The organism is Deinococcus malanensis, from assembly GCF_014647655.1.
Lineage (GTDB): Bacteria > Deinococcota > Deinococci > Deinococcales > Deinococcaceae > Deinococcus > Deinococcus malanensis.
On the sequence record NZ_BMPP01000011.1, the window covers coordinates 79,238 to 94,803 of the forward strand.

General features: G+C 65.3%; 15 protein-coding genes. 5 read left to right on the forward strand and 10 right to left on the reverse strand.

What is annotated here, in order from left to right; all coding sequences use genetic code 11:
• Positions 1-95: 95 nt before the first annotated feature.
• Genes IEY49_RS13395 through IEY49_RS13420 form a run of 6 tightly spaced genes read right to left on the reverse strand, consistent with a single transcriptional unit; the run spans position 96 to position 4,714 of the window.
• On the reverse strand, positions 96-569 hold the full coding sequence (locus tag IEY49_RS13395) for a hypothetical protein (RefSeq protein WP_189009610.1): 474 nt from the start codon (positions 567-569) through the stop codon (positions 96-98).
• Positions 566-1,744: a DUF1501 domain-containing protein gene (locus IEY49_RS13400; protein WP_189009613.1), complete on the reverse strand. Its 1,179-nt coding sequence runs from the start codon at positions 1,742-1,744 to the stop codon at positions 566-568. Before IEY49_RS13400 ends, IEY49_RS13395 begins: the two co-directional genes overlap by 4 nt.
• Positions 1,745-1,761: 17 nt before the next feature.
• The gene (locus tag IEY49_RS13405) at positions 1,762-3,027 is read right to left on the reverse strand and encodes a DUF1800 domain-containing protein (RefSeq protein ID WP_189009617.1); all 1,266 of its coding nucleotides are present in this window, start codon (positions 3,025-3,027) and stop codon (positions 1,762-1,764) included.
• A 40-nt stretch (positions 3,028-3,067) separates the two neighbouring features.
• A complete protein-coding gene (locus tag IEY49_RS13410) occupies positions 3,068-3,844 on the reverse strand; it encodes a transcriptional regulator (protein ID WP_189009620.1) in 777 nt (258 codons plus the stop codon).
• The gene (locus IEY49_RS13415; RefSeq protein WP_189009623.1) at positions 3,841-4,110 is read right to left on the reverse strand and encodes a hypothetical protein; all 270 of its coding nucleotides are present in this window, start codon (positions 4,108-4,110) and stop codon (positions 3,841-3,843) included. The genes IEY49_RS13410 and IEY49_RS13415 overlap by 4 nt, the downstream gene beginning before the upstream one ends.
• A 34-nt stretch (positions 4,111-4,144) precedes the next feature.
• Positions 4,145-4,714 carry an RNA polymerase sigma factor gene (locus IEY49_RS13420; RefSeq protein ID WP_373291919.1) on the reverse strand — a complete coding sequence of 190 codons (570 nt, stop codon included), beginning with the start codon at positions 4,712-4,714 and terminating at the stop codon, positions 4,145-4,147.
• A gap of 65 nt (positions 4,715-4,779) precedes the next feature.
• Here IEY49_RS13420 and IEY49_RS13425 point away from each other — a divergent pair, with 65 nt between their 5' ends.
• Complete coding sequence (locus tag IEY49_RS13425) at positions 4,780-5,457, forward strand: metal-dependent transcriptional regulator (protein WP_189009629.1); 678 nt, start codon at positions 4,780-4,782, stop codon at positions 5,455-5,457.
• Between the two features lie 35 nt (positions 5,458-5,492).
• Here IEY49_RS13425 and IEY49_RS13430 read toward each other — a convergent pair whose 3' ends face one another.
• The 3 genes from IEY49_RS13430 to IEY49_RS13440 form a co-directional block, all read right to left on the reverse strand.
• Positions 5,493-6,260, reverse strand: coding sequence for a DsbA family oxidoreductase (locus tag IEY49_RS13430; RefSeq protein ID WP_189009632.1), 768 nt, complete (start codon positions 6,258-6,260; stop codon positions 5,493-5,495).
• A 76-nt stretch (positions 6,261-6,336) separates the two neighbouring features.
• The gene (locus tag IEY49_RS13435) at positions 6,337-6,735 is read right to left on the reverse strand and encodes an excalibur calcium-binding domain-containing protein (protein ID WP_189009635.1); all 399 of its coding nucleotides are present in this window, start codon (positions 6,733-6,735) and stop codon (positions 6,337-6,339) included.
• Between the two features lie 83 nt (positions 6,736-6,818).
• Positions 6,819-7,010 (reverse strand): hypothetical protein, encoded by a 192-nt coding sequence (locus IEY49_RS13440; RefSeq protein ID WP_189009638.1) that lies wholly within the window; start codon positions 7,008-7,010, stop codon positions 6,819-6,821.
• A 271-nt stretch (positions 7,011-7,281) separates the two neighbouring features.
• Here IEY49_RS13440 and IEY49_RS13445 point away from each other — a divergent pair, with 271 nt between their 5' ends.
• On the forward strand, positions 7,282-8,421 hold the full coding sequence (locus tag IEY49_RS13445) for a GGDEF domain-containing protein (RefSeq protein WP_189009641.1): 1,140 nt from the start codon (positions 7,282-7,284) through the stop codon (positions 8,419-8,421).
• A gap of 302 nt (positions 8,422-8,723) precedes the next feature.
• A complete protein-coding gene (locus IEY49_RS13450; RefSeq protein WP_189009644.1) occupies positions 8,724-9,710 on the forward strand; it encodes a hypothetical protein in 987 nt (328 codons plus the stop codon).
• Between the two features lie 176 nt (positions 9,711-9,886).
• Here IEY49_RS13450 and carB read toward each other — a convergent pair whose 3' ends face one another.
• Positions 9,887-12,976: a carbamoyl-phosphate synthase large subunit gene (gene carB / locus IEY49_RS13455; RefSeq protein WP_189009662.1), complete on the reverse strand. Its 3,090-nt coding sequence runs from the start codon at positions 12,974-12,976 to the stop codon at positions 9,887-9,889.
• Between the two features lie 354 nt (positions 12,977-13,330).
• Here carB and IEY49_RS13460 point away from each other — a divergent pair, with 354 nt between their 5' ends.
• Together IEY49_RS13460 and IEY49_RS13465 are read left to right on the forward strand one after the other, a co-directional pair.
• Positions 13,331-13,801 carry a hypothetical protein gene (locus IEY49_RS13460; RefSeq protein ID WP_189009665.1) on the forward strand — a complete coding sequence of 157 codons (471 nt, stop codon included), beginning with the start codon at positions 13,331-13,333 and terminating at the stop codon, positions 13,799-13,801.
• 537 nt (positions 13,802-14,338) lie between these two features.
• Positions 14,339-15,565: an argininosuccinate synthase gene (locus IEY49_RS13465; RefSeq protein WP_189009668.1), complete on the forward strand. Its 1,227-nt coding sequence runs from the start codon at positions 14,339-14,341 to the stop codon at positions 15,563-15,565.
• The last annotated feature ends 1 nt before the right edge of the window (position 15,566 follow it).

Below are 15,566 nucleotides of genomic sequence, written 5' to 3' on the forward strand. Positions count from 1 at the left end.
GGTGCTTTGAGACAAAAGCTGGCTTTACAGCCTTATCTAAAATGGATGGGTAGAGTCGCCCATCACGTCCCGTAAAGAACTTGCACCAAGGGGAGTTACTTCTTTGACTTCGGTGGCAGGTACTGCTGAGCGCCCCCCGCATTCTCGTAGGCCGCGCGCACTTCTTTCTCGGCGGTCCTGGGATAACTCGTGTCGTCGCCAGGCAGCGTGCGGGCATACACTTCCAGAGCGTCGCTGTAGCCGTCCTTGTCCGCGTCACCTTCCGAGGCCAGCAGGCCATGCAGAATCACGGGAAACTTCGAGTGCTTCCCGGCCTGCGCGTCGGCCCGGAAGGCGGCGCGAATGGCTTCTCCGAACGGATTCCAGGGCGCGCCGCCTGTCACCCTGATGTGGCAGTAGGTGCAGGGCACCACCCGGCGGTCCAGGTCCCACAGCGGGTTGTCGCGGTCGTACCGGAACTGCTGCGCCGCCTGCTTGCGGTAGGTGGGCAGGGCCAGGGCGGCGGGAACGCTCAGCAGGGTCAGCCCAGCCAGCGCCGCCCCCAGCAGCCTCACGCGGTCCCCTTTCATGCGACCCACTGCGGCCCCGTAAAGCTGCCGCCCAGAATTGTGCGGGCATCCAGGCCCAGCCATTTCGTCAGGGCGCCCTCGTAGACCCCACGGAAATCCTGCTTGTAGCGGATATCGCCGTCGCTGAGGTTCTCCAGGTCCGGACTGTCGCCGTGAATGCCGCCGCGCACACCCTTGCCCAGCGCGAACATCACGCTGCCCTTGCCGTGATCGGTGCCGGCGCTGTCGTTTTCCGCAACCCGGCGCCCGAATTCGGAAAAGCCCATGACAATGACCCCATCGGCCAGGCCCTGCCGTTCCAGGTCAGCCTGAAACGCCGCCAGACCTCCGGCCAGGGTGCCCAGCAGCTCGTCCTGATCGGCGCGCTGGCCGGCGTGGGTGTCGAAGCCGCCGAGTGATACGTACAGCACCCGCTGGCCCACACCCGCGGCGATCAGGCGGGCCGCGTCACGCAGCTGGGTAGCAAAGCGGCCCTCGGGGTAGGTGGCGCCGGCCTTGTATTTTCTGGCGTTTTCCTGCACGCGGGCAGTGTTGGTCAGCATCTGGCGGGTCGCCCGTGACAGGTACTCGGCTTCACCACGGCGCGGGGCGTTCAGCATGTTCTCGAAGGCGCCCTCCAGGCCCTGCGGCAGCTTCACCTGAAAGCCGTCCACCGTGTCGATGCTGGGCAGGCTGAATTCGCTGGCGCGCAGCGCCTGTGGGGTGGTGCCGCCCACGTTGCTGGCGCAGAAGGGGTCCCCGATCTTCTCGGCCAAACGGCCGATCCAGCCGTCTCCCTGAGCCTGCGTGGGATCGGCGGTGTGCCAGATGGCCATGCTGGCGAAGTGGCTGCGGTTGGGGTTGGGATAGCCCACGTTTTCCATCCAGGCGAACCGCCCGGCGTCCCACAGCGGCATCAGGGGCTTCAGGGCCGGATGCATGCCCAAGTCCGGCGTCAACGTCAGCACGTCCTTTTTCGGAATGGCGATGGTCGGGCGCGCGGCGTAGTACGCGCCGTTGCTGTAGGGAATCAGGGTGTTCAGGCCGTCGTTGCCCCCGGTGAGCTGAATCACCACCAGGGTTTTCGTGCCGTTGCCCTGCGCCTGGGCCGCGGCGCGGGCCAAAAAGCCGGGCATGCCGCTGGTGGCAGCCACGGCCAGCGCGGAGTACTTCAGAAAGTCACGTCGTGTCGTCATGGCTGCGTTCCTCCGCTTTAGGCGAGCTGAAATTCCGGGCTGATCAGGGTCAGGTAGGTGCGCTGGCGGTCATTCAGGCGTTCGGTGCCGGGCAGCGGCGTTTCGCGGCCCAGCAGTGCCAGCGGTGTGGGCGCCGTTTCCAGCTTCGGGGCATTGCCGCCCAGCGTCAGGCTGGCCGCCACCTGCATGCGGGTCAGCAGGGTGGTGTCGTTGATCCACTCTCGCCCACCGTCCCAGCCCTTGACCGTGTCGGGCAGCAGCAGGAGCTGGCCCATCTTGCCGGCGGTCTGCGCCAGATTCAGAAGCTGTTTGGGCCCCAGACGTGGACTGCCGAGGCTGCGCACCGCGCCGGCCAGGAACTCCACCGGGCTGCGGATGATGCTCGCGCGGTGGGTCGGGGCGTAGAACACGGCGCTGGAAAGCAGCTCCTCCAGCACGGCCCGGACGTTGCCGCTGGTGCGCCGCCAGGTTTCGGCGCTGCCAGCCACAGCCTGGGTGTCGGGCGTGTCATTCACGAAGGCGCGGTGGAGCTTGCGGCTGACAAAGGTGGCCGTCTGCGGATGATTGGCTGCCAGATGGACCACGTCCTCCCCGCCCAGCCTGCCGCTCCGGCCCAGGTAGGTCTTCTGCCCGGCGTCGTGCTGCCTGGGGTTGAAGACGAATTGGGCCGCTTCCAGATAACGCTGGTTTCCGCGTCCACCCGTGAAGGTCCAGCCGCTCAGGGCACGCGCCCCTTCGCGGACGTCGTCCTCGGTGTAGTGGCCAATGCCGGTGGTGAACAGTTCCAGCAACTCGCGGCTGAAGTTCTCGTTGGGTTTGCCCCTGCGGTTCTGATCGTTGTCCAGATAGCGCAGCATGGCCGGCGACTGGGCGACGGCCAGCGTGAACGCCTCGAAACGGTCGGTGGCGGCGTGCTGGCGAAGCAGCGCCAGATAGGCCGCGAGGCTGGGCTGATTGCGGACCTTGTCGGTCCCGATCACGAAATGGTTGCTCCAGGTCAGCGCCAGTTTCTCGCGCAGCGGCTGGGGCGAGTACAGCAGTTCGTACAGCCACTGTCCCCGGGTGAGCTGAATCATGGCGCCGGGCGTGGCCCCCTGGGCCGGGTTGAAGGGGTTGTCGGGCGCCGCTTCGGTGGAAAAGGTCAGCGCCTCGCGGGCGATCGTGCGGGCGTCCTTTCCGACCAGGGCGCGAATCTGCTCGTCGGTGGCTCCAAAGGCCGTGCGGCGCAGAAAATGCGCGGCGTCCTCGGCGTTGAGGGGGCGGGTGTGGGGAGACAGGGACATGTGGGCTCCTGAGAAGGGGGGCTGAATTCAGGTGGAAGTTCTAGGGGTTGGAGTCGGGCACGGTCACAAAAGTTCCCAGACCCTCCGGGTCAGCCTCCCGCACGCCGGCGAGCGCATCACGCAGTGCGTTCTGAGGCAAGGCGCCCACCAGCCACACCGCGCGCGTGCCTGCCTTGCGGGACGCCACCCCCGGCGCGGCCTGAACGCCCCGGGGCGCGGCCACGAGCGCCAGCACATTCACGCCGTCCGAGAGCGTCACAGTCCAGCGCTTGCCCTGACGGCGGACGTCCACCGGGACAAAGCCCGCAGGGAGACGCAGGCCCGGCAGCGCCCGCAGCAGGGCGGCCCGCAGGCCAGCCGGTACGGACGTGACCGGACGGCTGACTTTTGCAGGAAGCGCGCCCACCTTCACAAACGCCGCGCGCCGGGCGAGGCTGCCGTCGGCCAGCCGCTCCTCGTAGGCCAGTGGCAGGTTCCAGACGGTATCGATCCACAGGGACCAGCGGGAGGCGCCGGCGTTGTGGGGAGACAGGTCGTAGCGCGTGGTGGCCCGTCCGGCCAGCGTTTCCGGACCACTGCGGCTGACCGTGAAGTTGCGCTCCAGCAGCGCAGGACGGAACGGGACGTGTGGCAGCTGGCCAGCGCGCCGGGTGGGTTCGGACCCGGGCGGGAAATTCACCGTGACCTCTGCCTGCCCCCGGATGGCCAGGGTCCGGGCCCGTTTCAGGGCCAGCAGCAGATCGTCGGCATCCGCCGCGTCGGCCGGGCCGCTGCTCAGGATCAGCAGGGCCGCCATCAGCCACGCCGCGCGGCTCACCACTCACTTCCCAGCGCATCCTGGTAGGCCGCGTAGGCGGCGCTGCTGGGCAGATCCGGGGCCTCTGGCCTCAGCACGCTCACGCCGGCCACGACCGCTGCCGAGGCGAGCAGCGCCGAAAGCCAGCCGGTCTGCCGGCGCCGGGCCTGAGTCTGACGGGTGCGGTGGCCGGTCAGGAAACGCTCGGCCGCGCCGCTGTCGTGCGTACTCAGGGCGCGGGCCTGGGCAAACAGGCGGTCAAGTTCGGGGTCAGGGTGAAGGCTCATCCGTGGATCTGCTCCTTTCATGGCGTGATTGCGGTCATGGCGTGATTCCAGCGCGGGTGAGCCAGGCACGCAGGGCGGCGCGGCCCCGGTTGATGCGGCTCTTGACGGTGCCCAGTTCGGTGCCGGTCACGGCGGCAATCTCGGCGTAGTCCAGACCGGCGATCTCGCGCAAGGTCAGGGCTTCGCGCTGCTCGGCCGGCAGGCTCTGCAGGCCAGCGGCCAGACGTGCGCGCAGCTGCGCCTGCTCGCCGGCGCGGACCGGATCATGCGGTGCGGCCAGTTCAGGGCTGTCGTCCAGGGTCAGCGTGGCCCGGGTGCGCAGTGCCCGGGCACAGGCGTTCAGGGTGATGCGGTGCAGCCAGGTGCTGAAACTGGCCTCGCCACGAAAGCCCCTCAGGTTCCGGTGAACCGAGATAAACACCTCCTGAACCACATCGTCGGCGGCCCCCGGTCCCACCGTGCTGGCCGCCAGCCGGTGAACCGACGCGGCGTGCCGCCTCACCAGTTCCTCGAAAGCGTGCTCGTCACGCACGGCAAGGCGGACCAGATCGGCGTCGGCCAGACTGGTCCGGGCCAGGGGGGTAAGGGCGTCATTCAAGGTCACCTCATACCTTAGAGGTGACACACCCTTCAAAAGTTCCATCCCTGTCTCCCGATTAGACTGAGGGTATGACGGCGCGTGCCCTGTCCCCCTCTGCCGAGGATTACCTCAAGCACCTGTACGTCCTCGGGCAAGGCAGCCACCTTCAGGGCGGCAAGGTCAGTACCCAGGCCCTGGCCGATGTGCTGGAGGTCGCCCCGGCCAGCGTGACCGGCATGCTGCGCAAGCTGACCGAACAGGGGCTGGTGTCCCACGCGCCGTATCAGGGTGCCCGCCTGACGGCCGAAGGCGAGCGGGTGGCCCTGGAAGTGCTGCGCCATCACCGCCTGCTGGAACTGTTCTTGCACCGCGCGCTGGGGGTGCCCCTCGACGAGGTGCACGAGGAGGCCGAGCGGCTGGAGCATGCCCTGAGCGAAAAGCTCGAAGCCCGCATCGCGGCGTGGCTGGGCGATCCCACCCACGATCCACACGGTGACCCGATTCCTACCCTGGGCGGGGAGCTGCCCGAGCGGGCCGAGCGCCGACTGTCGCAGCTGGCCACCGGTGACCGCGCGGTGGTGGCGCGTGTGCCGGACGGTGATGCCGAGCAGCTGCGCGCCCTGGTGGCCGTGGACCTGACTCCGGGCGCCGCCCTGCAGGTCCTGAGTGTAGACGTGGCCCTGGGAACTCTGACGGCCGAGGTGCGGGGCCACACCCTGACGCTGGCGCTGGCTGTGGCCGCCCAGGTACAGGTGCACGCCTCCTGACGTGATCCCAGGGGGCGCGGCACAGGCATTTCAGTTCAGGAGCGGTCGGGCACGCCGCAGCTGCCGTCGTCGCAGCCGTCACCGGCTTCACCCAGCAGGGTCAGGGGGGCGGGATGCGTCTCCTGCCAGACCTGATTCAGGGCACCCAGCAGAACGTCCGCCTCCTGCGCGCCGCTCACGCCGTATTTGCCGCCCAGGACGAAAAACGGCACACCGCTGATGCCTAGAGCGTGGGCCTGTGCCTCGTCCTGGCGCACGGCCTGGGCGTAGGTGCCAGCCTCCAGGGCAGCACGTACTTCGGTGGCGTCCAGTCCCACCTCCTGGCCCAGGCGCACCAGCGTGTCGATCTCGCCGATATGTTCGCCCTGGTTCAGGTACGCGAGCAGCAGACGTTCCTTCATGGCGTCCTGGAGCCCACGCCCAGCCGCCAGATGAATCAGCTGGTGGGCCAGGAAGGTGTTTGTCATGCGCGTGCGCTCGAAGTGGTACTCCAGGCCGTCGCCGGCGGCCATACGGGTCATGTGGTCCATCATGCCCTGGGCCTCCTGGACGCTGCGGCCGTATTTGCGGGCCAGATGCTCGGGCATACTCGCAGGCTGCTCGAGCGGCGCGGAGGGGTCGAGCTCGAAGCTGTGCCACACCACCTGCACAGCATCACGCTGGGGAAACCGCTCCAGGGCGGCTTCCAGACGCCGCTTGCCGATATGGCACCAGGGGCAGGCGATATCCGACCAGACGTCCACCCGCAGCTGAGCCGGTGCGGTGGGAATAAACAGGGAAGCTGGAGGGGCAGGTGCAGTCATAGGCCCCACTGTGCCACCGCTTTAGAAAACAAAGCAGGAGGCAGGCCACAATGGCTGCCTCCTGTTGGGGAAAATCTCAGCGTTCGCGGGGTTCGCAGGCCAGACCGTTGTGGTTGGCGTCCAGCGCGGTGCGGTATCCTGGGCGCCCGAGCCGCATAGGGGCAGCGCCGGCGGCACGCGCCGCAGCGCAGGTGGCGTAGAAACGCACCCCCTCGCCGGCCAGGGGAGCGCTGCGCGTCACTGGGCGCAGCAAGGTACGGGCAATGTAGCCGCCGCGCCCCTGGTAGGACGTCCGGCACCAGTCACCACGGCAGGCCACCGTCAGCAGCGTGTTGGCCGGCACCACACCCACGACCGGGCCGCTCATGGCGGGCAGGCGCCGCAGGTTGACCGTCGTCGTCGTGACCGATGTCGCCGCCTGCGCCGCGCCAGTCAGAGCGGCAGCCAGAGCCAGAACCTTCAGTGTCGTTCTCATCCTGCCAGGATGCCACGCCTCCATGAAAAGTGACTTCATGCTCCTTTCGTGAGGTGACCTGAATAAAGCTGTGGCGTTCTGGTCTAGTTTTCCGTGGGTCCGGACCGGGGCCCGCTGTCATTCTCGTCGGTGGTCTCCGCGCCAGTCTGCTGGTTGCCCGGGGTGCCCGTGCTGCCTGCGCCCCCGGCGCTGGTCTTGCCGGTCGCCTTTTCATGCTCCTGGCGCTCGGCGTAGGCCTGTTGCATCTGCTCCGCCTCGTTGTTCTTGTCGGTCATGCGCCGAGCGTAAGCGCCGGTTCAATGGGGGAAGTGTGGGGGCCGTCAACTCCGCCTTCATGTGGCTGAAGACGCTGATGGGGCGCCAGGGTGGTTGCTCCGGGTCAGGTCCGGCCGCAGCGACCGATTCCGTCATGCCTTTGTCAGAAGAGGTCCTCTATTGTCGTTCCACAAACAATCATCACGCGGCCAGAAAAGCACCGGGCACCCAGGCCCAGCCGCAGACGGAGTGAATTTCCAGCCATGATTACACGCCCCAGCCGGCCCCCGCATGCTGCATAAGCCACAGGCGCGCCTGATTGCCGGGCTGGTGCTGGCCACCTGCGCGCTGGGCACCGTTACCGGCCTCGCGTCCCTGAAACTTGACCAGGCGTTCGAGCACAGCGCTCACATCACGCGCGACACCACCCACCGGATCGAGATCACCCTGAGACTGCAGAAGTTGCTACAGCGCGCCGTGATTCCGGTGCACCACTACCACATTGAGGGCAGCAGCGTTCAGCGCGAGCATTTTGCCCTGCTGGCCAGCCAGATCGGCGACACCCTGGCCGAGGCCCAGGAGCCGCACGATGGTGCCCATCCCGAAGAGTTCGCGGAAATTGCCGCTTCCTGGCAGACCATAAGAAGTCAGGTCACGGCCATCCTCGCCATGCCTGACCCGAACGCCGGGGGCCTGCGCGCCATCCACGAACGCATTCATGGGCTGGACGTTCAGGTTCGGGCCCTGTCCGACCAGGTGGGTCTGTTGCATGACGCCGACCGGGCCCGCACGCGAAGCCAACTGGCCAGCGCCGCCCGCTGGAACCGCACGCTGACCCGCGTGGTGCTCGGGGCCTTCTTCCTGACGGTGCTGAGCCTGCTGCTGGGTGCGTTCAGCATCATGCGGTCTCAGGCGGTGCTGCGGGAACTGTCCATGCGCGACGCCCTGACCGGCCTGTTTAACCGGCGCGAGTTCCAGGCCCGCCTGGAAGGGCACCTGGACCAGGCGCGCCGGCACGGCCAGCCCTGCTCCGTGCTGCTGCTGGATGTGGATCACTTCAAGGTGGTGAACGACACCTACGGCCATGATGTGGGTGACCGTGTATTACAGGAACTGGCGGGGCTGGTCAGTGGTGTAGTTCGCCAGACAGATGTCGTGGCGCGTTTTGGCGGCGAGGAGATTGTCGCTTTGCTCCCGGACACCGACGAACATGTGGCCCTGGTCATGGGGGACCGTATCCGTGAAGCGGTGGCGGCCCATCATGGCTTTTCCGCGCCGGATGGAACGGCCTTCCGCATCACAGTCAGCATCGGTGTGGCCAGTTTCCCGTCCGACGCTCCACGTGAAGACGCATTGATCCGCGCTGCGGACCAGGCGATGTATGCCGCCAAGCACTCCGGCCGCAACCGGGTTGCGCGCCGGCCTGCCTAGGAAAGAGGCCAGAGGAGTCTGGTCATGGCGCACAGGAGTGCTGCCGCTCCTGCAGCGTACCGCGAGCTGCCATGGACTTCGGAGCCGCCACCCGGCCTGGAGGCGCCGAATACCAGTACCTGAAGTTCCGATGCTCAGAAGGAGCCAATGCCTGCTACACGGAGATGTGAGCCGCTTACCAAGGAACGCTGGGCGGAGTAGCCAGAGCTTCACATAGAGGGTGCCTACGCTGGCCGTGAGAGGGCGGGAGCCACCGCACCGCTCAATTCAGTGAAAGGCATCTATCCCTGGGAGGTCAAACTATGACGACTCTGGCACGCCGCGCACTGCTGACAACCACACTGCTCCTCAGCCTCGGAATGGCGGGAGCTCAGACAGGGCAGACGGGCACAGCTGCCCTGCCTGCGCAGACGACGCTTACCCTGCGTTCCGGTGAGCTGGCGCTTCCATACCTGGAAGGCGCCACACCGGTCAGAAGCGTCAGGACTTTTACAGGGGTAGGCGTGGTCTACCGCGGTTCTGTCGCTGACGCCCTGCAGCGGTATACCCAGGCGCTGGCCACAGGAGGCTTTACTGCCATTGACGCCACTGCACCTGCTGGCGCGGAAACCGGCGACGCGGACGCGGAGGGAACCGGCGATACCACGGAGACGACTGAAACCACCGAGACGACAGGAACCACGGACGCAGCCACCGGGACCACCGGAACGACAGGAACCGGAACAGCGGGAGCCACCGGCACAGCTGCGACCGGTGCCACCGGCACTGGGACGACTGGTACTGGAGCGACTGGCACCACCGGAACGGGAACGACAGGCGCAGCTGGGACAGCAGCTACAGGAACCACCGGAGCGACTGGGACCACTGGTACGGCAACGGGTGCAACTGGAACCGGCACGACAGGAGCAACGGGTACCGCAACCGGGGGAACGGGCACGACTGGGACTACCGGTGCCACCGGAACTGCAACCGGAGCGGCCGGTACCGGAACGACCGGGGCTACGGGTACCGGAACTGGCACGACGGGCACTACGGGAGCGGCTGGCACTGACACGACCGGGACCGGCACAACGGACACGACCGGAACCACCGGAGCCGCTGGCACCACCGGTACCACCACGACCGGTACAACGGTCATGACCCGGCCCGAAGTCGGCAATGGTGGACCGGTGCAGACCTTCGAGCGCAACGGTGAACGGGTGCAGTTGCGTGTCTATGAAAGCATGGGACATACCGTGGTCCTGCTCTCCCGCATCAGTGCACCGGGCACGACCACCACGGGCAATTGAACAGCTGAAGTGCTGGGGCGGATTGCCGGTGGGCGATCCACCCCAGCTTCTTGCAGCTGACCGCGTTGCCCTTGTTGGGATTAGCGGGCCTCATCTCAAACAAGCAGGGAGAAGCAGAGGAAACGTGAAATGAACCACGTTTCCTCTGCCTTTGTGCCCTTGAACTGAACGGAGCCTCAGCCAGCCACAGCTTCCGGCGTCTGCCACCCCTGCAGGCTGCGGACGCGCAGCTCTGAGCCCTGAGCGGCGGCAATAGCCTTACCGGTCCAAGTTGCCGCTTCGCGGGTGCTGACGATCGGTACGCCGCGCTCCAGGGCCAAGCGCAGCAGGGGAGAGCCAGTGATGTCGATCAACAGGTCGGGCAACTGCTCGCCCTGCTGCTCCCGGATCACGCTCAGGCCAGCTTTTCCCAGCGTGGCCGCGACTTCGTCAAGCCCTTCGCCCAGCAGCAGGGCCGTGCCACTCAGCGGCAGGTTGCTCTTGGCCCCCAGCTGCGCGCGGTAGAAGGCCAGGTAGGGATCGGCGTCGATGCCCATACTCTCGCCGGTGCTCTTCATTTCCGGCCCCAGGATGGGGCTGACACCCTTGAACTTCAGGAAGGGCAGATGCACCTCCTTCACGCTGTACATGGCTGCCTCGGGCGTCGCGGTCAGGCCGATCTGCTCCAGGGTATGGCCCACGGCAATCCGCGCCGCGCTTTTGGCCAGCGGATGGTTCACCGCTTTGGACACGAAAGGCACCGTACGACTGGCACGCGGGTTGGCCTCCAGGATGTACGCCGTGCCGTCCTTGACCGCCCACTGCACGTTCATCAGGCCGCGCACACCCAGCTCCAGCGCCAGGCGCTCGGTATCGGCCTTTACACGTGCAAGAAGCTCGGCACTCAGGTTGACCGGGGGCAGCACGCAGGCGCTGTCGCCGCTGTGCACCCCGGCAGCCTCCACGTGCTCCATGATGCCGGCCACCACGGCCCTTTCGCCGTCACACAGGGTGTCCACGTCCAGCTCCAGTGCGCCTTCCAGGAACTGGTCGAGCAGGATGCTGGGCTGCCCTTCCACGGCGGTGTAGACCTCGTCCAGGTAGGTGACCAGCTCTTCCATGCTGCGCACCGTGCGCATGGCCCGTCCACCCAGTACGTAACTGGGGCGGGCCATCAGGGGGAAGCCCAGCTCGGCGGCCAGTTGGCGGGCTTCTGCTGGCGTCGCCGCCACCTTGCCCCGCGGCTGCGCGAGGCCCAGCCGCTCGCACAGCGCATTGAAACTGGCGCGGTCCTCGGCCTCATGAATGGTTTCGGGACTGGTGCCGATGATCGGCGCGCCTGCGTCGGCAAGTTTTCTGGCCAGTTTCAGCGGTGTCTGTCCACCGAGCTGCACGATCACGCCCACTGGCTTTTCGTGGTCCACGATGTTCATGACATCTTCAAAGGTCAGCGGCTCGAAATACAGACGGTCGGCGGTGTCGTAGTCGGTGCTGACCGTCTCGGGGTTGGAGTTGATCATGATGGTCTCATACCCGGCTTCCTGCAGCGCCCAGACCGCATGAACGGTGGCGTAGTCGAACTCCACGCCCTGCCCGATGCGGTTGGGTCCCGAACCCAGGATCACGACCTTTGGCTTGTCAGTGCCCGTAACCTCGTCTTCCCACTCGTAGGTGGAGTAGTGATAGGGCGTATGGGCCTCGAATTCGGCGGCGCAGGTGTCCACCGTCTTGTAAACGGGGGTGGCCCGGGCTGCCTTGCGCAGTTCGCGTACCTGCAGTTCGCTCAGACCAACAATTTCGCCGATGCGGGCGTCACTGAAGCCCAGGCGTTTGACCTCGCGCCAGTACTCGTACTTCCACCCGGCGATGGGACCCAGGTCCAGCAGTTCGTGCTCGGCATCGATGATTTCCTTGAGCTGCCCCAGAAACCAGGGGTCGATTTTGGTGGCGTCGAACAGTGCGGTCACGCTTTCGCCGCGGCGCAGCAATTCGATGACGGCGTCGATCCGGCGGGGGTTCGGGTAGAGCAGGCCGCGCAGGGCCGGCTCGTCCATCTCGGCGTACACCCCGCGGATATCACCTTCAGTGGAACGCAGGGCTTTTTGCAGCGACTCCTTGAAAGTGCGGCCAATGGCCATCACTTCACCCACGCTGCGCATCTGGGTGCCCAGGTGGTCGGGCGTGCCGGGAAACTTCTCGAAGGCGAAGCGCGGGATCTTGGTCACCACGTAGTCGATGCTGGGCTCGAAGGACGCCGGCGTGACGCGCGTGATGTCGTTGGGCAGCTCGTCCAGGTGGTAGCCGACCGCCAGCAGCGCGGCGATCTTGGCAATCGGGAAGCCGGTGGCCTTGCTGGCCAGCGCGCTGCTGCGGCTGACACGCGGGTTCATCTCGATGACGATGACGCGGCCATTGTCGGGGTTCACTGCGAACTGGATGTTGCTGCCGCCGGTCGCCACGCCGATTTCACGGATGATGGCCAGCGACTGGTCGCGCAGGCGCTGGTATTCCACATCGCTCAGCGTCTGGGCCGGAGCCACCGTGATGCTGTCGCCGGTATGCACGCCCATGGGGTCGAAGTTCTCGATGCTGGTGATGATGATGACCGTGTCGGCGGTGTCGCGCATGACTTCAAGCTCGTATTCCTTCCAGCCCAGGATGCTCTCTTCGAGCAGCACGCTGGTCACCGGGCTGTCGCGCAGGCCACCTTCGGTGATGGTCAGGAATTCCTCGTAGGTGTGCGCGATGCCGCCGCCAGTCCCACCCAGGGTAAAGGACGGCCGGATCACGATCGGCAGGCCGATCTCCTTCTGGTACTCCACGGCTTCTTCCATGGAATGCACCATCTTGCCGCGCGCCGTTTCCACGCCGATCTTTTTCATGGCGGCCTGGAACAGCTCGCGGTCCTCGCCCTTCTTGATGGCCTCGACCCCGGCGCCAATCAGCTCGACGCCGTATTTCTCCAACGTGCCGCGCTCGTGCAGTTCCATGGCCAGGTTCAGCGCCGTCTGTCCGCCCAGCGTGGGCAGGATCGCGTCGGGCTTCTCCAGGGCAATAATCTTTTCCACGAATTCGGGGGTCAGCGGCTCCAGATAGGTGGCGTCAGCCAGATCGGGGTCAGTCATGATGGTCGCCGGGTTGCTGTTGACCAGCACCACCCGGTACCCCTCGCCACGCAGGGCTTTCAGGGCCTGCGTACCGGAATAGTCGAACTCGGCTGCCTGCCCGATCTGGATGGGGCCGCTGCCGAGAATCAGGATGGTCTGGAGGTCAGTACGCTTAGGCATTCCAGACGCTGAGTATGCCACGGTTCCGTGAGGAGTGTCGGGGGTACTTGTATGGTTATGCAATAGCTGCCTGTAGTACCAGGTATGCAATCGGACGGCAGAGTCTTGCGAAAGACCCCTAAGGGGGACGGAGTCATCTCTCTTTTCGTCTCCTTGGATCTTCAGGACAACCTGTGCCTGCTGTTCTTGCAAAGCGTAAATTCTCTCTGAATGGTCAGCTTGGAAGTCCCGGACAGGCCTTGTTCGGTGGTCGTCCCAAGCTGATCAAGATGTGAGAAATACGCCAAGCCAAATCGCGCCGTTTGTAAAGAAAACACTTTTTATCCGGTATTCATAGGTGGCTATGCTCACACTATGAAGAAGGTACTCCTTGGCCTGATGGCCGTTACTGCCACCTCCCCTGCCTTTGCTGCCGGCTACGTCGGTGGGTCTGTGGGCTCGGGTGCCAGCCTGCATTACCAGCAGGACCTGACCACCAATTCTGCGATGCGCTACAGCCTGAACCTGGAAGCCACCGGCTTCAATTTCAATACCCTGACGGTAGGCGGCAGCGTGGACTACCTTGCTGACTTCCCAAGCAACAGCACCCTGGGCGGCCTCACACCCTATTACGGCCTGGGTCTTGGTGCCGGTGTGGCCATTGGCAATACCACCGGCGTTATGGTTTACCCCCATGGCAATCTGGGCATGCGGTATCAGGTGTCCAGCCCACTGAGCATCTTCGCCGAGGCCAATGCGGGTCCTGCGATCGTGGTGAGCAGTGCCGGTACAGGAATTGGTTTCGGCTTTGGCGCCAAGATTGGTCTGAACTACCGTATTCAGTAAGGTCAGGTCTCAAGAAGGTGGATCTGGTCGGCCAGGTCCACCTTCCTTCTTGTGTGAAGATGTGGCCCGAGGAGTTAACATTCTGGCCAACGACGGACTTCCCCGGGCGATGAACTTATATCCGTCTGTTCACGGTTATCCGGCTTGCAACGGGGCAACCGCGGTCTCCTCTTTGCTCTGAACCTGAGCTGACCGGGTAGTCCCCTTCCTGCGAACAGGTACCCAATACTGCGAAACGATCATGTGGCAACGCGCTCCTGGCGCTGCACTTGAAGGCCCACAAAACACTGCTGGAGTTCTGAGGCACCTGCTTCTTTGCGGGTCCTCTCTATGTCTTTATGCGTGCCTCCCTTGACCCCCTGTCTCCAGGCTGCTACCTTCCATGTATAGCTATGCGTTTTTGGCGCATAACCATTCAATAATGCAGACCCTGACCCCCCGACGCTGAATTTTCCTGGCCTTCCAGAATCTGGACAGGCTGGGAAAGTCGCGCCGGGCTGTCGCGCTGCCTTCACACAAACGGAGGAGAATCCGGATATGGCAAAAGACAAGATCGTACTGGCATACAGTGGTGGCCTCGACACCAGCATCATCCTCAAGTGGCTGCAGACCGAGCGCAACTACGACGTGATCTGCTTTACCGCCGACCTGGGTCAGGGGGATGAGGTCGAGGAAGCCCGCGTCAAGGCACTGAATACGGGAGCAGTCGCAGCCTACGCCCTGGATCTGCGCGAGGAATTCGTGCGCGATTACGTGTTTCCCATGTTCCGCTCCAGCGCCCTGTATGAGGGTTACTACCTGCTGGGCACCTCCATTGCCCGGCCGCTGATTGCCAAGAAGATGGTCGAGATCGCCCAGAAGGAAGGCGCCGTGGCCGTGTCGCACGGCGCGACCGGCAAGGGCAACGATCAGGTGCGTTTCGAGATGACCGCCTATGCCCTGCAGCCCGACATCGTCACGGTCGCTCCGTGGCGCGACTGGGAGTTCCAGGGCCGCGCGGACCTTGAAGCCTTCGCACACGAGCACGGCATTCCGGTCCCCACCACCAAGAAAGACCCGTGGAGCACAGATGCCAACATGCTGCATATCTCCTACGAGGGCGGCATCCTCGAAGACCCCTGGGCCGAGCCGCCTGCCCACATGTTCAAGCTGACGGTCGGCCCCGAGGAAGCCCCCGATGAGGCCGAGTACGTGGAAGTGCAGTTCCTGAATGGCGACGCCGTGGCCATCAACGGCGAGACCCTGTCACCTGCTGCACTGCTGGACCGGGCCAATGAGATCGGTGGCCGGCATGGCATCGGTCGTGTCGATCTGGTCGAGAACCGCTTCGTGGGCATGAAGTCGCGCGGCGTTTATGAAACGCCCGGCGGCACGCTGCTGTACCACGCCCGCCGTGCGGTGGAAAGCCTGACCCTGGACCGCGAGGTGCTTCACCAGCGCGACGCCCTGGGTCCCAAGTACGCCGAACTGGTCTACAACGGCTTCTGGTTCGCGCCCGAGCGTGAGGCGCTGCAGGTGTACATGGACCACGTGGCCCAGGCGGTAACCGGCACCGCGCGCCTCAAGCTGTACAAAGGAAACTGCATCGTGGCTGGGCGCAAGGCCGAGCGCAGCCTGTACGACAAGGATCTGGTGAGCTTCGAGGCGGGCGGCGACTACAACCAGCACGACGCTGGGGCCTTTATCAAGCTCAACGCGCTGCGCATGCGGGTCCAGGCGCGGGTGGAAGCCAAAGCCGGGCAGAAGGACAAGGCCGGGGTCTGAC